This window comes from Xanthomonas sp. NCPPB 2864 (assembly GCF_056675615.1).
The window spans coordinates 152,871-173,343 of record NZ_JBWWVS010000003.1 but is presented as its reverse complement, the minus strand read 5'-3'; the positions used below and the strand labels follow the sequence as shown (position 1 = coordinate 173,343).

Here is a 20,473-nt window from a genome sequence, read left to right as displayed (position 1 = left end):
CCCGGCCGTGGCGCGCAACGACCTAGCGCTGCAGGGTTTCCATCGGTGCCTCATTGAAGTGCTGGCGATAGCCCTTGGCCAGCGCCGAGCGGCTGCCCACGCCCCAGCGGCTCGCCGCCTGCAGCACGCTGCCGCAGCCGCCTTCGGCCAGCAGTTCGTCGCGAATGCTCTGCATCCGGTAACGACGCAACACCTGGGTCGGCGACAGCCCGGTAGCGGACTTGAACGCCTGCTGCAAGGCGCGCCCGGTGACGCCAATCTGCGCGGCCACCTCGTTGATCGACAGATCCGAGCGGTGCGCATTGGTGATCATGTAGGCGTAGGCGCGCCGGTACTTGGCCGGCAGGCGCGCGGAGATGTCGTCGCTGACATGCGCCGGCGTGCCGCTTTCCAGCAGCCGCGGCGCCTGCACCTCGCTGCGCAGGCACTGCACCGCGCCTAGCGCATAGCGGTTATACAGCAGCAGTGCCTGCTCGGTCTTGCCCAGCGCCTGGCTGATCTTGGCCTGGCAATACTCGAACTCCAGATTCCAACGTGGCGCGTGGTGCCTGCCGGCACCGGCCAGGGCACGCTCTGCCAGATCGGCACGCCCCACCGCCAATGCGGCAAGCGCCAGCTCCACCTGCGCATCCTGCCGGGCGCAGGGCGGGCAACCGGTGGCGGCGGCCGGCAGCGCATCGATCTGCGCATCGAAACCGAAGGTGTCGCCACCGGCGATGCGCAGCAGATTGCGCACGTGGCGCATGCGCTGTGCGAGCACCGGCATGCTCTCGGCCAGGTCGGCGATGCAGGCGCGTAGCTCGTTGGGCTCGAACGCGTGCGCCGCATCCTCCTGGCGAAGCGTGGCCTGCCAGAACACGTGGTCGCTCATCCGGTCGGCGCGCCGGATGCGCAACTGCGCAATCATGTCCAGGCGCAGCGCAGTGGCGACGCGCAGCCACTCGGTTGCGCCGCTGTCCAGGTCCGCCAGCACGTCGTTGGCACGCTCCAGCGTCTGCAGTGCCAGCGTGCTCTGGCCCAGGTGGAAGTGGGTCAGCGCCTTGCCCAGCAGACTTTCCCCGCACAGGCAGGCCGGCGTCTCGCGGTCCATCGCCAGCTGTGCGAAGCAGTTCAATGCAGCGCTCAGGCGGCGCTGGCTCAGCATCAACCAGGCGGTATTGCGGCAGGACAGCAGCCGCAGTTGGCGCTGATGCCCGCGCATCGCCTTCAAGGCGTGGCGGTAGGCATCTTCGGCCTCCTCCTGGTATTCAAGGATCAACAAGGCATCGCCGCTGGCGCCGAGCAGGCCGACTTCGTCGTCGGCGCCATCCGCGGCGGCCTGGCCATCACGGCGTTGTTGAAGATGTTGCAGACCTTGCGGCCAGGCACCAACCAGCATCCTGCTTGTATAGGTAGGAAGACGGTCTGCGTACGACAACGCAGAGATCGCCGCGAAGTAGGTTGAAAGGATCATGCCGGGCTCTCTCATAGGGGGATGAGCAAAAACAACAATGCGCCGGTCTGGCTGGCGCAACCGATTGTATGCAGCGGATCCAATGGAATTTCTCACTCCAAGGCACTAAGAAAATCAAAAAACCTCACTCTGTCTCCTGCCAACCCAGTTATGCGGCATGCAGATAAAGGGCACTTTTTGCATACCGCCGGCGCTGTCGTGCATAGGACATTGCACGCCATGCGAAACCGTATTGAAGACAGGGCGGCAGCCAGAGAAGATTGGCAGGGCCAACCAAATCCCATGCCTTGCGTCGGCTTCAGTGCTGTCCCGGCATGACGTTGCAATGGCCGCATGCGCGGTACTTCAGCAAATGAAAGATGCGCGTCAAACGATGGCCGCGCCGTTGTGCTGCATCGGCGGATCGCTCAGATATTCCATGTGCGCTGCAAGCGCGTGCAAATCGCAATACCGTGGTATAGACCTGGACGCGAAATGGAATGGATTCCGCGACCGCGCCCGTCGTCTCGCCGCGTCGACCGACTGCGCGTTGCGCAATGTCGGAATTTTGTTAGTTACTGACGACGCATGCCCTGGATGTAAGAGCTGCTTTACGCCTAGATGAGCGTACGTTAAAGCCGGCCTACCCAAAGCCGAAGAAAAGTACGCAGCAGTGAAACTTTCTGGCTCGGCAATGGTACATACCATTCGTCCGACCCCAGGTCGGATCCCCTGGCAGCCGAAGGCGATGGCGATGCACTTATCTCTACATGTGGGTTTTGTATTGACGCCTGCTGTCCGCAACAGGCATCCGACGCACGCCTGGTACGTGTGCAGACATGGGAAGGCCGGCTGATGCACGGCAACCTTCCCGGCAAGCACGGATCGGCTTTCCTGTTGACGCAGGACGCGCGTCTGGCATCGCAGGTCAACGCGAGCCTCGCACCGCTGGCCCCGAGTTTTGCGGTGTTTTCCGATGAACTCGAACTTCTGCGCTCGCTGCGGCATTCCCCTTGCGAGCTGTTGATCTTCGATGCGACCTGCGTCGCCTCGGACGACAGCTCGCTGCTGGCCTGGCAACGCTGCCACAGCGGCCATCCCACGCCGCTGATCGTGCTGGGGCGTTTCGACTGTGCCCACGACATCCTGGCCTGGTACCGCGCCGGCGCACACGATGTGCTCGCCCTACCCTTCAATTCGCACGAGCTGCATGTGCGCGCAGCATTGGCGCTGTCGCCGGTGGCCGAGGCGTGCCCCGAGAGCCAACAGCTGAGTGTGGGCCCCTATCAGCTGATCCGCGACGAAAATACCGTATACCTGCACGGCAAGCCGATCGTGTTGACCGCACGCGAGTTCTCGATCGCCTGGCTGCTGTTTTCCAGCCCCGGTGTGTGTTTCCGCCGCTGCCAGTTGGCCAAGGCGGTGTGGGGTAGCCACACCGAGTTCACCGACCGCACGATGGAGCAACACATCTACAAGCTGCGCAAGAAGCTGCAGCTGTGCAATCACAGCGGCGTGGTGCGCATCAGAACCGTGTATTCGCATGGGTACAAGCTGGAACTTGCCCTGCAGGACAAGGACGCACCGACGCCCGGCAAGGTCGTCAGCCCCAGCACCGGCCATCATGCTGCGGCCTGTTGACCGATGCGGCCCTGCAAGAGCGAAGCACGGCGACTTGCGCTTGCTATCTGCTACCGGCGCCTGCATGGCAGTGCCTCGGCCGCTGCCATGCGTTGAGCTGGTCAGGCATTAACTGACAGAGCTTGTTCGCCGGCGCCACGTTGAGTGGAAACGCACCCAGTTAATAGTTCAATAATGTATTGAACATACAAATAGAGCCTTGGCGCATTGCCGGCCGACTGCTTCCTACACCCTGGCAGGACGTCCAAGTTTTTGCCGACAGTTGAAGAACGCATCAATCGAGCCGAATCCGGCACTCAAACGCACGCGTGTTGTTGGTGAGCCTGCGCCAACCATACATCTCCAGAAACGACAATGGCGCGGAGGAGTCTCCGCGCCATTGTTCGATCAGGCCTTGCACCCGGTTACTGCTTGGGATTCTCGCCGTACTCGTTCGGGCCGGGCGTGCCTTCCAGGCACATGAAGACCAGCACGATGAAGCCGCCCACATAAGGCACCAGGCTGATCAGATAGAACCAACCCGACTTGCCCTGGTCGTGCAAGCGACGCACGGTCACTGCAATGCTCGGCACAATCAATGCCAGCACCACGATCCCGATGACGGCAGCGACCAGCCACGCCAGTGCACCAGGACCGTTCTCGCCGCCCATCAGTGCAGCCGCGATGCCGAACAGGCCGCCCAACACCAGCAGGACGATCGCCTGCAGCAGCATGAACATCCAATATTCCTTACGGCGCGAGCGGCCATTGAAGTCGGCGTAGCGCTTGAGTGGCAACAACATCCATTCCATCGTGTTTTCTCCTGATAACGCGCAGTGAGCGCTGTCCGTGATCCGGTGCACAGTGCAACGGGCCGCGCATGTTGCCATAGCCACCCTGCGCTGAAAACGTTTTCTTATCGACGAATGGCGGATCGCGACCTGCTGGCCGACGGACGGTCACCGGAGCTGGCGACAGCCAGCCCGAAACTTCATTGATGTCATTCAAGCATGGCGCAGGCAGCCATGTCGCCCACTACATGGGGGTGCGGGGTCAGCTCATCGCGTGCAGAGCGACGCCTGTGCCGACAGTCGCTCCCCCTACCGCACCGGCATCACTCGGCGGCCGCTTCCAGCGCCTGGCTCAGCCGCTCCACCGCAACGATCTCCATGCCCTTGATGCTGGTGGTCTTGGGCGCGTTGGCCTTGGGCACGATCGCGCGCTTGAAGCCGTGGGTGGCGGCCTCTTTCAGACGGTCCTCGCCGTTGGGCACCGGCCGGATCTCGCCGGATAACCCCACCTCGCCAAAGGCGATGGTCTTCTCGGACAGCGGCCGATCGCGCAGCGAGGACAACACCGCCAGCAGCACCGGTAGGTCGGCAGCGGTTTCCTGCACACGGATGCCGCCGACCACATTGACGAACACGTCCTGGTCGCCCACCACGATGCCGCCGTGGCGGTGCAGCACCGCCAGCAGCATCGCCAGCCGGTTCTGCTCCAGACCCACCGCCACGCGCCGCGGATTGGACAGCGGCGAGGCGTCCACCAGCGCCTGCACCTCCACCATCAGCGGACGGGTGCCTTCGCGGGTGACCATCACGCAGCTGCCCGGCTGCTGGGTGCTGCCACCGGACAGGAAGATCGCCGACGGATTGGAGACCTCCTTGAGGCCCTTCTCGCCCATCGCGAACACGCCCAACTCGTTGACCGCACCGAAGCGGTTCTTGAACGCGCGCAACAGCCGGAACCGGCTGCCGCTCTCGCCTTCGAAGTACAGCACCGCATCGACCATATGCTCGAGCACGCGCGGGCCGGCGATGCCGCCTTCCTTGGTCACATGGCCGACCAGGAACACCGCGGTGCCGGTCTCCTTGGCATAGCGCACCAGCCGCGCCGCGCTCTCGCGTACCTGGCTGACCGAGCCCGGCGCTGCGGTCAGCGATTCGGTCCACAGCGTCTGCACCGAGTCGGCCACGATCAGCTTCGGCCGCGCCACGCTGGCATGCTGCAGGATGTTTTCGATGCCGGTTTCGGCCAGCGCGTTCAGGCCCTCCAACGGCAGATCCAGCCGCACCGCGCGCCCGGCCACCTGCGCCAGCGATTCCTCGCCGGTGACGTACAGCACCGGCAGCGTGCTGGCCATGCTCGCCAGCGCCTGCAGCAACAGCGTCGACTTGCCGATGCCGGGATCGCCACCGATCAGCACCACCGCACCTTCGACCAGGCCGCCGCCCAGCACCCGATCGAACTCGCCAATGCCGGTGGACACGCGCGCCTGCTCTGACTGCTGCACGTCCTTGAGCGCGGTGATCTTGGGCGCCTCGGCCTTGCCGGCCCAGCCGCTACGCCGCGATGCCGCAGGCGAGGCTTTGCCGCCGGGCGTGGCGCTTTCGAGCACGATCTCGCTGAGCGTGTTCCAGACCCCGCACTCGGTGCATTGCCCCTGCCACTTGTTGTATTCGGCGCCGCACTCGCCGCAGACATAGGCCGTTTTCGCCTTCGCCATCGTCAGTTAACCAATCGCTTCTGGAGCGACAGGATAGTCGGCGTCGGTCTCAGGATGCGCGACGCTGGCTCGGGATTCGGGATTCGGGATTCGGGAGTCGGGATTCGGGATTCGGGATTCGGGATTCGGGAGTCGGGAGTCGGGAGTCGGGAGTCGGGAGTCGGCCAGGCTGCGGCGGCGCTGGAATGGATGCAACCGCGCATTCCTGCTGCTGCGTTTTCACTCGGACATCGATGGTGCCGAGCGTTTGGCTGGCGCGCTGTCTTTTGGTCGGTCGGCATCGGTACCGACCAGAACCAGCGTCTGGAGCCGCATGATCGATCGCAGCCGGTCATGCAGCTCCAGGTCTTGCCATTGCCCGCTTCAACGGCTGCGAGCGGGCAACTGCCACTCAGCGCGGCTTGTACAACTCGCTCAGGCGATCCGGCTTGCCGGGGATGCGTTCCAGATGCGGATACAGCAGGCCGCCGTGGTAATCGATGCGCACGGTGTCGTAGCGGTCCAGGCGCTTGACCAGCAGTTCGATCGGCGCGGTGGTGCCCTTGGCCGCCTTGATCGCGTCCTTGATTACCTCACTGCTGAAGGCGCGGCCGTTGACTGCCACGATGGTGTTGCCGGCGATCAGGCCGGCATTGAAGGCCGGGCCGTCCCACAGCACATCGCTGATATCGCCAGAGGCCTTCAGGGACACGCCAAGCGAATAGGTCAGGCTGGCGTCCTTGTCGTCGCTCTCGTCGGCCTTGGTCGCCAGGTTCGGCTCCTCGTTATAGACCAGCTTCCAGCCGTTGGCTTCGATACCGCCGTTCAAGGAGCCATGCCCGTCCATGCGGCTGCGCAACAGGCTCGCCCAGTCGTAGGCGGCGATGCCATTGAGCGTGGCGACGATGTCGTCGAAGGTGTACGGGTTGACGTCCCAGTCGCCGTTCTTCATGCCGAAGAAGGCCTTGCCGAAATCGTCGATGGAACGCTTGTTGTTGGTCAGCGCGCGCAGCTTGCTGTCCACTTCCAGCCACATCATCTGGCCGCCGGAGTAATAGTCTTCGGCCATCTGATAGCTACGGTAGGCCTTGGGCCGGCGCATCGACATGGTCGGGTCGTTGGTGGTGTCCTGCACGGTGCGCCAGGCCATGCCGGGGCGACCACGCTCGTAGTTCGCCGCCACGCCGGCCAGCATCTCGCGCGCCTGATCCTGCGTCCACAGGCCCGAACGCGCAGCCATCACTTCGCCCCAGAACTGGGTCTGGCCTTCGTACAGCCACAGCAGGCTGTCACCCATCGGCACGTTGAAGTTGGGCGTGGCCAGGTCGGCGCCACGGCGGTACTTGCCGTTCCAGGAATGGTTGAACTCGTGCGCGAGCAGGTCGCGGCCGGTCCAGCTCTTGTCCCACTCGGTGAAGTAGGTCGGCACGCCGCTGTTTTCGCTGGAGCGATGGTGCTCCAGGCCAATGCCGCCCAACTTCTTGGTCAGCGCCAGCAGGAATTCGTAGTGGTCGAAATGCCGCGCGCCGTAGAGCTTGTCCATCTGCTGCACCAGCGATGCATGCGCCTTGATCTGCTCGGGCTTGGCCTCCAGCGACTTGGCTTCGTCGGCGAACACGTTGAGGTAGACCGGCTGCTTGCCGCCGCTCAGCTCCACGCGCTTGTAGTACTTGCCGGCGAACATCGGCGAGTCGACCAGGTCGTCGAAGTCGATCGGCTTGAAGGTCACCGTGTCGCCAACCCGGCGGTCGGTCTCCAGTGCCGTGGCATAGCTCCAGCCGGCTGGCAGCGTGACGCTGGCCTGGGCCTTGATGTTGCGTGCGAAGACGCCGGCCGGATACAGCGCCGTGGTGTTCCACTGCAGGTTGAGCATCTCCGGGGTCATCATCACCCGGCCCTGGTTCGGGGCCTGCGGCGAGAGGAACTTGAACTCGGCCACCAGCTCGCTGGCGCCCTGCGGCACGTCCACGGTGAAGGCATACACATCGAACTGGTCGCGCTTCCACGGCACCACCTTGCCATCGACCTTGATCACCAGACCGGCGAGCTTGTCGATCGGCCCGGTCGGCGAGTGATTGCCGGGAATCCACTGCGGATACAGCAGCGTCATCGGGCCCGGCCGGGCCGGCATGGTGGTTTTGACCTTGAAGATGCGATGGGCCAGATCGGTGGCATCGACGTCGATCTTCAAGGTGCCGTCGAACGGCACGTCCTGCGGCGCGGCAGTTTGTGCGGCCGCAGGCAACGACAGTGCCGCCAGCAACGACACGGACAACAAGGTGGGGATCTTCATCGCAACTCCGCAGGGACCTGGAACAGGCAAGCCCACGATGCTAAGCGCCTGCCCGCGCTTCCCCGTATGCCATAGGTCATGCTGCGCAGCGATTCACACACAAAAAAACCGCCGGTGACCCGGCGGCTTTTTGTCCAGCATGCTTGGATCCGGCGTGCCGTAATCCGGCACAGCGCCGTCTCAATGCATCATGTTGACGTTCATGTTGTGCAGCACCCACAGCGAGCCGACGATCACGATGCCGATGATCAGCAGCGAGAACAGGCCCACCTGCACGTTGGAGCGCTGCTCGGGCGAGCGATCCATGTGCAGGAAGTACACCATGTGCACCAGCATCTGCACCGCCGCCATCAGCGAGATCACGATGACGGTGACGCCCTTGGAGAACGCCCCGCTCATCACCATCGCAAACGGGATGACGGTGAGGATCACGGCCATCACAAAGCCGATCAGGTAGGACTTCAGGCCGCCGGCATGTGCGTCGGCAGCGGTTTCATGCGCGTGGTGATTGGCCATTACAGCGCTCCCAGCAGGTAGACGACGGTGAACACACCGATCCAGATGATGTCCAGGAAATGCCAGAACAGGCTCAGGCAGGCCAGACGCGTGCTGTTGCGCGGGGTCAGGCCGTTCTTGGAGATCTGGATCACCAGCACTGCCATCCACAACAGACCGGAGGCCACGTGCAGGCCGTGCGTGCCCACCAGGGTGAAGAAGGCCGACAGGAACGCGCTGCGCCCCGGACCCGCCCCTTCATGGATCAGGTGGTTGAACTCCCACACTTCCATGCACAGGAAGCCGATACCCAGCAGTGCGGTGACGCCCAGCCAGGCGTACAGCCCGGTCATGCTGCGCTTGTGCGCGGAGATCATCGCAACGCCGAAGCTCAGGCTGCTGAACAACAGCAGGAAGGTTTCCACCAGCACGAACTTCAGGTCGAACAGCTCCTTGGCGGTCGGTCCGTCCACCGTGGCGCCCGAGAGCACCGCATAGGTGGCGAACAGGCCGGCGAACAGCAGGCAGTCGCTCATCAGGTAGACCCAGAACCCGAAGACGGTGTTGCCACCGGCGTCGTGATGTTCATGGTCATCGTGGCCGCCCGCGTGGGCGGCGTGGTCAAGCGTGGTCGAGGAAGACATGGTCATACCACCTTCGCGGCCTGCGCCGCATGTTGCTGTTCGAGCAGGGCAAAGCGCGCGTTTTCGATGCGCTCCACTTCTTCGGCCGGCACCCAGTAATCGATGTCGTCATCGAAGGTGCGCGCAATGAAGCTGCCGATCATGCCGACCAGGCCGATGATGGCCAGCCACCAGATGTGCCAGATCAGACCGAAGCCCATCAGCACGCTGAAGGCACCGATATACACGCCTGCCCCGGTGTTGCGCGGCATGTGAATCGCCTCGTACTTGGACGGACGCACCCAGCCCTTGCCGTTCTGCTTGTCGGCCCAGAACTGATCGCGGTCGTCGATGTGCGGCAGCACGGCGAAGTTGTAGAACGGCGGCGGCGAGGAGGTGGCCCACTCCAGCGTACGGCCATCCCACGGATCGCCCGTGTAGTCCATGTGCTCCTTGCGCTTCCACACGCTGTAACCGATCTGCACCAGGTTCAGGAAGATACCCAGGCCGATGATCGCAGCACCGGCCGCAGCGACGTACAGCCACGGCGCCCACTCGGGGTGGTTGTAGGTGTTCATGCGACGGGTCATGCCCATGAAGCCGAGCACGTACAGCGGCATGAAGGCCACGAAGAAGCCGATGATCCAGCACCAGAACGAGGCCTTGCCGATCTTCTCGTTGAGCTTGAAGCCGAACGCCTTCGGGAACCAGTAGGTCAGGCCGGCCAGGTAGCCGAACACCACGCCGCCGATGATCACGTTATGGAAGTGCGCGATCAGGAACAGGCTGTTGTGCAGCACGAAGTCCACGGCCGGAATCGCCAGCATCACGCCGGTCATGCCGCCGATGGTGAAGGTGATGATGAAGCCGATCGTCCACAGCACCGGCGAGGTCATGTGCACACGACCGCGGAACATGGTGAACAGCCAGTTGAAGATCTTCACGCCGGTCGGGATCGAGATGATCATCGTCGTGATGCCGAAGAAGGCATTGACGTTGGCACCCGAACCCATGGTGAAGAAGTGGTGCAACCACACCACGAACGACAGCACGCCGATGCACGAGGTGGCGTAGACCATCGAGGTGTAGCCGAACAGGCGCTTGCGGCTGTAGGTCGCGATCAGCTCGGAGAAGATGCCGAACGCCGGCAGGATCAGGATATAAACTTCCGGGTGACCCCAGATCCAGATCAGGTTGACGTACATCATGGCGTTGCCGCCACCGTCGTTGGTGAAGAAGTGCGTGCCCAGGTAACGGTCGGCACCCAGCAGCGCCAGCGCCACGGTCAGGATCGGGAATGCGGCGATGATCAGGATGTTGGTGATCAGCGCGGTCCAGGTGAAGATCGGCATGCGCATCAGGGTCATGCCCGGTGCGCGCATCCGCATGATCGTCACGAAGAAGTTGATGCCGGTCAGCAAGGTGCCCAGGCCTGAGACCTGCAACGCCCAGATGTAGTAGTCGACACCTACGCCCGGACTGTATTCCAGCCCCGACAACGGCGGGTAGGCCAGCCAGCCGGTCTGCGCGAATTCGCCGACACCCAGCGAGATGTTGATCAGCGCCGCACCGGCCACGAACAGCCAGAAGCTCAGCGAGTTCAGGAACGGGAACGCCACGTCGCGTGCGCCGATCTGCAGCGGCACGATCAGGTTCAACAGGCCAGTCATGAACGGCATGGCCATGAAGAAGATCATGATCACGCCGTGCGCGGTGAAGATCTGGTCGTAGTGATGCGGCGGCAGCACACCTTCGCCGCCGTTACCCGCCAGCGCCTGCTGGGTGCGCATCATCGCCGCATCGGCGAAGCCGCGCAGCAACATGACCAGCGCCACGATGATGTACATCACACCGATGCGCTTGTGATCCACCGAGGTGAACCACTCCTTCCACAGGTAGCCCCACAGCTTGTACTTGGTGATGGCGCCCGCGATGAGCAGGCCGAGCAGGCCGGCACCACCGAGTGCGACCATGATGATCGGCTCGTGGTACGGAACCGCCTCGATCGTAAGTTTGCCTAGCATCACTTGTCTCCAGAAGTGCACATGGCAACCGGCTCTGCAGCCGCTGCCTGATGGTCGCCATGGCCTTTGTTATGGCCCGGACCATTCATGTATTTGTCGACGAGCGAGCGGAACATGCCGTCCTGCACCGACGAGTAGTAGGTGACCGGATACTGTTCCTTGTCGTTGCGGTTGGCGGCCAGCACCTGGTACTCGGCGGCGTTCAACGCGGTCGGCGATGCCTTGACCTTGGCCACCCACGCATCGAAGCCGGCCTGATCGACCGCATGCGCCTTGAAGCTCATCTTCGAGAAGCCGTGACCGCTGTAATTGGTCGACAGGCCGAAGTATTCGCCCGGCTCGTTGGCCACCAGGTGCAGCTTGGTTTCCATGCCGGCCATCGCGTAGATCATCGTGCCCAGGTGCGGGATGAAGAACGAGTTCATCACCGTATCGGAGGTGATCTTGAAGTTCAGCGGCGTATGCACCGGGAACGCGATCTCGTTGACCGTGGCGATGTTCTGGTCCGGGTAGATGAACATCCACTTCCAGTCCAGCGACACCGCTTCGATGGTGATCGGCTTGACGTCCGAATCCAGCGGACGGTACGGGTCCAACGCGTGCGAGGAGCGCCAGGTCAGCACCGCCAGCACCAGGATGATCACGCACGGGATCGACCACACCACCACTTCGATGGCGGTGGAGTGCGACCAGTCCGGCTCGTAGCGCGCCTTCGTGTTGGACGCGCGGTATTTCCACGCGAACGCAATCGTCATCACGATCACCGGGATGACCACGATCAGCATCAGCACGACCGAGGTGATCAGCAGCTGCTTCTCGTCGTGACCGATCTGGCCTTTCGGATTGAGAATGGCCGAGTTGCAGCCTGCCAACAGCAGGAACGGCAGCATCAGGCCTGGACGAAGTACACGCCCGAGATGTTTCAACGGAATCATCGGTCGATCCAAGTGCGAAGGAACGCCAGCCTCGTTCGTCGTATCCATGTGGACTCGTCCTGACGGCGCGCTTCCCGGGGGAAGGCAGCCACGCAGACCGAAGACACGAGTTAGCTCCCTGATTTTAGACTTTGCTGCACCTGCACGAAACCCATCGGCAATGATCTGCCGCAATTAATGCGCGCAAAACTGTGCGACATGTTGTCGCAGCGCTGCGCAGGGCGGAAAAGATGCGGTTGCGGCCATCGATTGCGGCCTGTGTGATGTGCGGCGTATATGGCGGCGCAGTGCCGGGATGTGCGTGATCGGCCCAAAACGCAACTGGGCCGACCCATGGTCGACCCAGTACTGAAGCGATGGTGCCGGAAATAGGAATCGAACCTACGACCTACGCATTACGAATGCGCCGCTCTACCAACTGAGCTATTCCGGCGAGCCGTGAATTGTAGGAGCGGAGCCGGTGCCGGGTCAATCGCCGCCAGGCGGAAGACGGCATGTCCGGCGCCGGACGCGGGCTGCGGCTGGCCGGTATGGCCACCTGCAACGGTAAGGCACCCGGACTTGCTGCAGGCAGTGGACGCCGGTTCAGCCAGTCCGGCGTGCCCGGCGTCAGCTGACCAGACGCAACCGCAGTTCCTTGGGCAGCGCGAACACCATCGATTCCGGCTCGCCTTCCAGCTCGGACACACCCTCGGCACCCAGCTCGCGCAGCCGCGCCAGCACGCCATCGACCAGCACCTGGGGTGCGGAGGCGCCGGCGGTCAGGCCGATGTGCTGCTTGCCGACGATCCAAGCCGGGTCGATCTCGCCAGCGTTGTCGATCAGGTAGGACTCCACCCCGTCGCGCCGGGCCAGCTCGCTGAGGCGATTGGAATTGGAGCTGTTGGGCGAACCGACCACCAGCACCAGATCGCATTGGCGCGCCAGATCGCGCACCGCGTCCTGGCGGTTCTGGGTGGCGTAGCAGATGTCGTCGTGGCGCGGCCCCTGCATCGCCGGGAAGCGCGCACGCAGGGCCTCGATGATGCCCATGGTGTCGTCCACCGACAGCGTGGTCTGGGTGGTGTAGGCAAGGTTCTCCGGCTGGCTGACCTGCAGCGTGACGACCTGCTCGATGTCCTCGACCAGATAGATCGTGCCCGGACCGCGCTCGCGGCTCCACTGCCCCATCGTGCCTTCCACTTCCGGATGCCCGGCGTGGCCGATCAGCACCACGTCGCGGCCGGCCCGGCAATGCCGCGCCACCTCGAAATGCACCTTGGTCACCAGCGGACAGGTCGCGTCGAACACCTTGAGCCCGCGGCGCTCGGCTTCCTGACGCACCGCCTGCGAGACGCCGTGTGCGCTGAAGATCACCGTGGCGTTGTCGGGCACCTCGTCCAGTTCCTCGACGAAGACCGCGCCGCGCTGCTTGAGGTCGTCGACCACGAAACGGTTGTGTACCACCTCATGGCGCACATAGATCGGCGCGCCCAGCGTTTCTATCGCACGCTTGACGATCTCGATCGCACGGTCGACGCCGGCACAGAAACCACGGGGATTGGCGAGCAGGACATCCATGGCGGGCATTCTACGGGAATGGGGACTGGAGGATGGGAACGGGCGGCGCCGGTGCGCCGCGACTTCAGCGTCGATTCCCGATTTCCGACTTCTGCTTGCCGGCCGTGTCGAACAGACCGAATACCGCAATCCCGATGGCGCCGCCCACGATCGCCGAGTCGGCGATGTTGAACGCCGGCCAGGTATGGGTGCCGATGTACCACTGGATGAAATCGACCACGTGGCCGTGCATCAGGCGGTCGATCACGTTGCCGATCGCCCCGCCGATCACCAGCGCATACGGCAGCGCGCTGCGCCACTGCCCACGCGCGGTGCGCGACAGCCAGAACGCCAGCAGGCCGCTGATGCCCACCGCCAACGCGGTGAAGAACCACAGCTGCCAGCCGCCGGCATCGCTCAGGAAACTGAAGGCCGCGCCGGTATTGTAGGTGCGGTACCAGTTCCAGAAGCCGTCGATCACCGGCACCGGGGTGTATTCGGGCAGGCTGGACAGCACCCAGGCCTTGCTCCACTGGTCCAGCCCGACCACGAGTGCCGACAGCAGCAGCCAGATTAGGGCGGAGGGTTTGGGGCGTTGACTCATGTCGAAAGGTCGCAGTTGGTGGTGACTTCTCCGACGTCGGAGAAGATGCCTGGATGGCGATAGGTGATGGCGGTGGCAGATGAAGCTGACGAAAGCGGGATGACAGGCAGGCAAGGATGGCATGGGCACCGGAGCCGGCTACCCTGCCCCGCCGTGCCGTATGCGCCACGCTTCAGCAAGGGCGTGCGTGCAGCGCCGAGGCACTCGTCATCCGGCACCAGCGCCTGCCCATGATGCCGCGATAGAGGCGCACGCAGCCCGTACGGGGTCTCGACAACGCGTGGCAGGACCTGCCCGCCGCGCGCCTTCACGCAACACCGTCAGAACCAGCGGCGTTGCTCGCCGGGGCCTTCGATATTGCTGACGCAGCGGCTGCACAGTTCCGGGTGACGCGGATCGCTGCCCACGCTGGCCTGGTGGTGCCAGCAACGCACGCACTTGGCCTTGCTGGTCGGCTGCGCGCTGACGAAGATGTCGTCGGTGCTGGCCGCAGTCACGGTCACATCGCCACTGATGAACAGGAAGCGCAGCTCGTCGGCCAGCGGCTGCCAGCGCGCGGCGGTCTGCGCATCGGCGGCCACGGTGATCTCCGCTTCCAGCGCCGCGCCGATCGCCCCATTGGCACGCATCGGCTCCAGCACCTTGGCCACCTGCTCGCGCAAGGCCAGCAGCCTGTCGACATCGGCACTGCTCAGCGCGGCGTCGGCCGGCAACGGCGCCAGGCCGTCGTACCAGGTGGCGAACAACACGTTGTCGACCCGCTTGCCCGGCAGGTAGCCCCACAGTTCCTCGGCGGTGAAGCTCAGCACCGGCGCGATCCAGCGCACGAACGCCTCGGCCACGTGATACATCGCGCTCTGCGCCGAGCGGCGGCCGCGTGCATCCTCGGCCATCGTGTACAGGCGGTCCTTGGTCACGTCCAGATACAGCGAGCCCAGGTCGACGCTGCAGAAATTCAGCAGCGCCTGCACGATTTCGGCAAAGTCGTAGCGCGCATACGCGGCAACGATCTTTTCCTGCAATTCGTGCGCGCGGTGCACGATCCAGCGGTCCAGCAGCACCATGTCGTCCAACGTCACCAGGTGCTGCAGCGGATCGAAGCCGTGCAGGTTGCCGAGCAGGAAGCGCGCGGTATTGCGCAGGCGGCGATACGCATCGGCGTTGCGCTTGAGGATCTCCTGCGACAGCGACATCTCGTTGCTGTAATCGGCCGAGGCGATCCACAGGCGCAGGATGTCCGCGCCCAGGGTCTTCATGATGTCCTGAGGCTCGATGCCGTTGCCCAGCGACTTGGACATCTTGCGGCCGTGCTCGTCCACGGTGAAGCCGTGGGTCAGGCACTGCTTGTACGGCGCCGCCTTGTCCATCGCCACGCCGGTCAGCAGCGAGGACTGGAACCAGCCACGGTGCTGGTCGGAGCCCTCCAGGTACAGGTCGGCCGGCTTGGGCAGGCCGCGGTCCACCAGCACCGCTTCATGGGTCACGCCGGAGTCGAACCACACGTCCAGGATGTCGGTGATCTTGTCGTAATCGGCCGCCTCGTCGCCCAGCAGTTCGGCCGCATCCAGCGTGTACCACACGTCCACGCCGCCCAGTTCCACCCGGTCGGCGACCTGGCGCAGCAACTCGGTGCTGCGCGGATGCGGCTCGCCGGTTTCGCGATGCACGAACAAGGCGATCGGCACGCCCCAGGTGCGCTGGCGCGAGATGGTCCAGTCCGGACGTCCATCGACCATGCCGGCGATACGCGCCTGGCCCCAGGACGGATACCAGTGCACGTTGTCGATGGCCTTGAGCGCATCGGCGCGCAGGTTGGCCTGCTCCATCGAGATGAACCACTGCGGCGTGGCACGGAACGCGATCGGCGTCTTGTGGCGCCAGCAATGCGGATAGCTGTGCTCCATCTTGCTGGCCGCCAGCAACACGCCGGTGTCGCGCAGCGCCTCGATGATGATGTCGTTGGCCTTCCAGATGTGCAGCCCGGCCAGCACGGTGTCGCCCAGCGGCGGCGTCGACGGCAGGTACACGCCGCGCCCGTCCACCGGGTTGATCTGCGCCGCGCCGTAACGCTCGAGCAGGCCGTACTGCTTGGAGACCTGGTAGTCCTCCTGGCCATGGCCCGGTGCGGTATGCACCGCGCCGGTACCGTCCTCGGCCGACACGTGGTCGCCCAGCAGCAGCGGAATCTCGCGCTCGGCATAGAACGGGTGGTTCAGCAGCATCTGCTCCAGCGCCGCGCCCTTGGCATGGCCGTGCACCACCACCGTGTCCACGCCATAGCGCGACAGCGCCTTGCCGGCCAGGGCCTCGGCCACCACCAACCAGCGCGGCTGGCCGCGATCGGCCGGGCCTTCGACCAGCACGTAGTCCAGTTCCGCGCCCAGGCTCACCGCCAGCGACGCCGGCAGTGTCCACGGCGTGGTGGTCCAGATCGGCACCGCCACGCCCACGCCCGCCGGCAGGCTGGCGCCGAACGCGGCAGCGACAGCCGCCGGGTCGCGCGCCGGATAGGCGATATCCACCGTCGGCGACACCTTGTCGGCGTATTCGATCTCGGCTTCGGCCAGCGCCGAGCCGCAGTCGAAGCACCAGTGCACCGGCTTCACGCCACGGGTCAGGTGGCCATTGTCGACCACCTTGGCCAGCGCGCGGATCTCGTTGGCTTCGAAGCGGAAATCCAGCGTCTTGTACGGGTTGTCCCAATCGCCGATCACGCCCAGGCGCTTGAAATCGCGGCGCTGCAGATCGATCTGCTCGGTAGCGTACTCGCGGCACTTCTGGCGGAACTGCGCTGCATCGAGCTTGACGCCGACCTTGCCGTACTTTTTCTCGATCGCGATCTCGATCGGCAGGCCGTGGCAATCCCAGCCCGGGATGTAGGGCGCATCGAAGCCAGCCAGGTACTTCGACTTGACGATGATGTCCTTGAGGATCTTGTTGACCGCATGGCCCAGATGGATCTGGCCATTGGCATACGGCGGGCCGTCGTGCAGCACGAACAGCGGGCGCCCTGCCGCATTGGCGCGCAGTTGCGCGTACAGCCCCTCGCGCTCCCAGCGGTCCAGCATCGCCGGCTCGCGCTTGGGCAGGTCGCCGCGCATCGGGAATTCCGTCGCGGGCAGATGGAGAGTGGCTTTGTAGTCTTGGGTCACAGGTCTCTACCGTTGCGCTGGATTTTTAAAAAGTCCGCACATGGATGTGCGGGCTCTTGCGAGGGACTCGCATCATAGGCGGGCTGTTGCGAGGAACTCGCATGTGTTGCAGAAACTGCGTGCCTGTCCAACACCGCACGCGCCTGCTCGGCATCACGATGCATCTGCACCGTCAGCGCGTCCAGGCCATCGAACTTCTCTTCGTCGCGCAGCTTGGCGACGAATTCGACCTCGATATGCCGGCCATACAGGTCGCCCTGGAAATCGAACAGATGCGCTTCCAGCAGCGGCTCCACACCGGCCACGGTCGGGCGCGTGCCAAAGCTCGAGACCGACGGCCACGGCCGCTCGGCCACGCCATGCACCCAGGTCGCGTAAATACCCGACAGCGCCGGCGTGCGCGGAAAGCGCAGATTGGCGGTGGGATAGCCCAGGGTGCGGCCGAGCTGCTTGCCGCGCACCACCCGCCCGCCGATGGCATACGGACGGCCAAGCAATTGCCCGGCGTGCGCGAACTCGCCCGCGCCCAGCAGCTCTCGGATGCGCGTGGCCGAGATGCGCTCGCCGTGCAGGTGCACCGGCGCGATTTCGCCCGCTGCAAAGCCGTAGTGCGCACCAAGCGAGCGCAGCAGGCCGATATCGCCGCCACGCCGATGGCCGAAACGGAACTCCGGACCGATCCAGACCTCTTTGGCGCACAGTCGGCCGACCAGGGCCAGGCGCACGAAGTCTTCGGCACTCATCGCCGACAGGCGACCATCGAAACGGATCATGCCCACGCTGTCGGCACCGAAGCCGTGCAGCCCTTCGATCTTGGCGCGGGCCAGGGTCAGCCGTGGCGGCGGCGCGGCCGGGGCGAAAAACTCGCGCGGCAGCGGCTCGAAGCTCACCGCCACCGCGGGCACCCCCAGCGCGCGCGCGCGCGCGACTGCGTGCTGCACCAATGCCCGATGCCCCAGGTGCAGGCCATCGAAGGCGCCGATGCAGACCACGCTTCCGTGCGGGAACAGCGTCCCGCCCTCGACGTCTCTAAACAGCCTGCTCATTCCTCGATCCAAACAGATGCCGGCCTGCCGGCCGACCCTCGTTGATGCATAACCCGCAAGTATAGCCGTGCCTGTCAATCCGCATGGGCGCGGCCCCGGGCCTGTGCCGCCGCGTCCCGGAGGCGGGCAGGCGATTGCGCGCCTTCCCGGCCCGGGACCGGCCCCACCCACCGTGCATGACGGCTGGCTCCGCACCTGCTCGGCCAGCTCGGCGGACGACTAGCCCTCGCGCAGATGCCGCGGCCGCAATCCCAGCGCCACTTGCGCCACCAGGTAGGTCGCCCCACCGCTGCCGACCAGCACCGCCAGCCAGCCGATGCGATCCCACTTGTCCATCACGGTGAACGATGGCAGCCACCACAGCAGGCCCAACAGCACCGCCACCATCGCCGCGCATGCCAGCAGCAGGCGCAGCGCATAGCCAGCCCAACCCGGCCGGCGCTGGTACACGCCGGACTTGCCCAGCCAGTACCACAGCAAACCCAGGTTGAGATAACTGGACAGCGCGCTGGCAATGCCCAGCGCCAGATGCAGACCCGGCTGCTTGCCCAGCGCCTGCATCACGCCCTGCGCCTTGAGCTCGGGCGTCACCATAATCTGGTAGACCACTGCCAGCAACGCGAAGTTGAACACCATGTTGGCGATCAACGCCGCCACACCGGCACGCACCGGAGTGCGGGTGTCCTGACGGGCGTAGAAGGCCGGCAACAACACCTTGAGCATGGCGTACGCCGGCAGGCCGAAGCTCAGGCCGTAGACCGACATCGCGGTCATGCGCGTATCGAAGGCGGTGAACTGGCGGTACTGGAACAAGGTCGCCACCAGCGGCTCGGCCAGCAGCAGCAGGCCGAGCATCGCCGGCATCGCGATCAGCAGCGTGGTGCGGAACCCCCAGTCCAGCGCGCCGGAGAACGCGCTGCGGTCGGTCTTAACGTGATGGCGCGCCAGCGCCGGCAGGATCACCGTGCCCAGCGCCACCCCGAACACGCCCAGCGGCAGTTCCAGGAACCGGTCGGCCAGCGACAGCCACGACTGCGAGCCGTCGGCCAGCCGTGCGGCGATCACCGTGTCAAGCATCAGGTTGATCTGCGCGATCGACGAACCGAACAGGGTCGGAATCATCAGGGTCAGCACCTTGCGCACATCCGGGTGCGTCCAGCCCCAACGCGGCAGCGTCAGCAGGTCGATGCCCTTCAGGGCCGGCAGCTGAAACAGCAACTGCAGCGCCCCGGCCACCAGCACCGCCCAGCCCAGCGCCAGGATCGGCACGTCCAGCCGCGGCGCCAGCCACAGCGCGCCGGCGATCATGCACAGGTTGAGGATCACCGGCGTCAGCGCCGGAATCGCAAACCGCTGGAAGCTGTTGAGCGCCCCGCCCGCCAGCGCGGTCAACGAGACGAACAACAGAAACGGAAACGTCAGCCGCAACAAATCGACCAGCAGGCCGTATTTATCCGGATCGGTGGCCGCGCCATCGGAAAACACCGACGCCAGCTGCGGGGTGAAGATCAGCCCCAGCGCGGTGATCAGCAGCAACATGCCGCCGAGCGTGCCGGACACCCGCGACATCAGCTCGCGCAGGTCGGGTTGCGGGCGGGTCTCCTTGACCTCGGTGAACACCGGCACGAAGGCGGTGGCGAACGAGCCCTCGGCAAACAGCCGCCGCAGGAAATTGGGGATCCGGAACGCCACCCAGAACGCGTCGGTGACCGCATTGGCGCCGAAGGTGGTGGAGATCGCCTGGTCGCGGATCAGGCCCAACACCCGCGACACCATGGTCATACTGCTGAATGAGAGCAGGCCTCTCAACATGCCGGGCTTGCTCACGCTGCATCCCTCTTGACAACTGACTTGACGTACATAACTAAGCCCATCATACTTTCCCGCTTGCTTTTTCCACTACACCGATTTTTCAGGAACCCACCACCGTGGCCAATATCAAGTCCGCCAAGAAGCGCGCCAAGCAGACCGTCGTGCGCAATGAGCGCAACACGGGCCAGCGTTCGATGCTGCGCACCGCCGTCAAGAAGGTGATCAAGGCCCTTGACGCCAACGATGCTGCAGGCGCCGAAGCTGCTTTCGCCGTTGCCCAGCCCATCCTCGACCGTTTCAGCGCCCGTGGCCTGATTCACAAGAACAAGGCTGCGCGTCACAAGAGCCGCCTGACCGCTCGCATCAAGGCCATCAAGGCCGCGTAAGCGAGCCATGCTGGCATCACCGCAGGC

At 64.6% G+C, this 20,473-nt stretch carries 15 protein-coding genes and 1 tRNA gene; 2 read left to right on the top strand and 14 right to left on the bottom strand.

Annotated elements, in window-relative coordinates; genetic code table 11:
- Nucleotides 1-22: 22 nt before the first annotated feature.
- Entirely contained in the window at nt 23-1,378 is a 1,356-nt protein-coding gene (locus tag AC1KVE_RS09085) for a helix-turn-helix transcriptional regulator (protein ID WP_184432914.1), read from the bottom strand.
- Between the two features lie 909 nt (nt 1,379-2,287).
- Between AC1KVE_RS09085 and AC1KVE_RS09080 the strand changes: the two genes are divergently transcribed.
- Nucleotides 2,288-3,073, top strand: a complete 786-nt coding sequence (locus AC1KVE_RS09080) for a winged helix-turn-helix domain-containing protein (RefSeq protein ID WP_102581795.1) — start codon at nt 2,288-2,290, stop codon at nt 3,071-3,073.
- Between the two features lie 404 nt (nt 3,074-3,477).
- Here AC1KVE_RS09080 and AC1KVE_RS09075 read toward each other — a convergent pair whose 3' ends face one another.
- The 13 genes from AC1KVE_RS09075 to murJ form a co-directional block, all read right to left on the bottom strand.
- The gene (locus AC1KVE_RS09075) at nt 3,478-3,864 is read right to left on the bottom strand and encodes a DUF805 domain-containing protein (RefSeq protein WP_024940069.1); all 387 of its coding nucleotides are present in this window, start codon (nt 3,862-3,864) and stop codon (nt 3,478-3,480) included.
- Between the two features lie 302 nt (nt 3,865-4,166).
- The gene (gene radA, locus AC1KVE_RS09070) at nt 4,167-5,558 is read right to left on the bottom strand and encodes a DNA repair protein RadA (RefSeq protein WP_016901522.1); all 1,392 of its coding nucleotides are present in this window, start codon (nt 5,556-5,558) and stop codon (nt 4,167-4,169) included.
- A 391-nt stretch (nt 5,559-5,949) separates the two neighbouring features.
- Entirely contained in the window at nt 5,950-7,830 is a 1,881-nt protein-coding gene (locus tag AC1KVE_RS09065) for a M61 family metallopeptidase (RefSeq protein ID WP_166771045.1), read from the bottom strand.
- A 180-nt stretch (nt 7,831-8,010) separates the two neighbouring features.
- A complete protein-coding gene (cyoD, locus tag AC1KVE_RS09060; protein WP_006450195.1) occupies nt 8,011-8,346 on the bottom strand; it encodes a cytochrome o ubiquinol oxidase subunit IV in 336 nt (111 codons plus the stop codon).
- Nucleotides 8,346-8,975, bottom strand: a complete 630-nt coding sequence (gene cyoC, locus AC1KVE_RS09055; RefSeq protein ID WP_006450194.1) for a cytochrome o ubiquinol oxidase subunit III — start codon at nt 8,973-8,975, stop codon at nt 8,346-8,348. The genes cyoD and cyoC overlap by 1 nt, the downstream gene beginning before the upstream one ends.
- Nucleotides 8,972-10,972 carry a cytochrome o ubiquinol oxidase subunit I gene (gene cyoB / locus AC1KVE_RS09050; RefSeq protein ID WP_167708606.1) on the bottom strand — a complete coding sequence of 667 codons (2,001 nt, stop codon included), beginning with the start codon at nt 10,970-10,972 and terminating at the stop codon, nt 8,972-8,974. Before cyoB ends, cyoC begins: the two co-directional genes overlap by 4 nt.
- Nucleotides 10,972-11,907, bottom strand: a complete 936-nt coding sequence (gene cyoA, locus AC1KVE_RS09045; RefSeq protein WP_024940071.1) for a ubiquinol oxidase subunit II — start codon at nt 11,905-11,907, stop codon at nt 10,972-10,974. The genes cyoB and cyoA overlap by 1 nt, the downstream gene beginning before the upstream one ends.
- A gap of 357 nt (nt 11,908-12,264) precedes the next feature.
- Nucleotides 12,265-12,340: transfer RNA gene (locus AC1KVE_RS09040), tRNA-Thr, on the bottom strand.
- A 176-nt stretch (nt 12,341-12,516) separates the two neighbouring features.
- On the bottom strand, nt 12,517-13,467 hold the full coding sequence (gene ispH / locus AC1KVE_RS09035; protein ID WP_184455330.1) for a 4-hydroxy-3-methylbut-2-enyl diphosphate reductase: 951 nt from the start codon (nt 13,465-13,467) through the stop codon (nt 12,517-12,519).
- A gap of 64 nt (nt 13,468-13,531) precedes the next feature.
- Nucleotides 13,532-14,050: a signal peptidase II gene (lspA, locus tag AC1KVE_RS09030; RefSeq protein WP_046342029.1), complete on the bottom strand. Its 519-nt coding sequence runs from the start codon at nt 14,048-14,050 to the stop codon at nt 13,532-13,534.
- 320 nt (nt 14,051-14,370) lie between these two features.
- Nucleotides 14,371-17,202: an isoleucine--tRNA ligase gene (ileS, locus tag AC1KVE_RS09025; RefSeq protein WP_184455328.1), complete on the bottom strand. Its 2,832-nt coding sequence runs from the start codon at nt 17,200-17,202 to the stop codon at nt 14,371-14,373.
- A complete protein-coding gene (locus AC1KVE_RS09020; RefSeq protein WP_184455326.1) occupies nt 17,199-18,248 on the bottom strand; it encodes a bifunctional riboflavin kinase/FAD synthetase in 1,050 nt (349 codons plus the stop codon). Before AC1KVE_RS09020 ends, ileS begins: the two co-directional genes overlap by 4 nt.
- Before the next feature lie 219 nt (nt 18,249-18,467).
- On the bottom strand, nt 18,468-20,060 hold the full coding sequence (gene murJ / locus AC1KVE_RS09015) for a murein biosynthesis integral membrane protein MurJ (protein WP_481093058.1): 1,593 nt from the start codon (nt 20,058-20,060) through the stop codon (nt 18,468-18,470).
- 116 nt (nt 20,061-20,176) lie between these two features.
- On the opposite strand from murJ, the gene rpsT reads away from it, so the two are divergent.
- Nucleotides 20,177-20,446, top strand: a complete 270-nt coding sequence (rpsT, locus tag AC1KVE_RS09010; RefSeq protein WP_002807888.1) for a 30S ribosomal protein S20 — start codon at nt 20,177-20,179, stop codon at nt 20,444-20,446.
- Nucleotides 20,447-20,473: the final 27 nt, after the last annotated feature.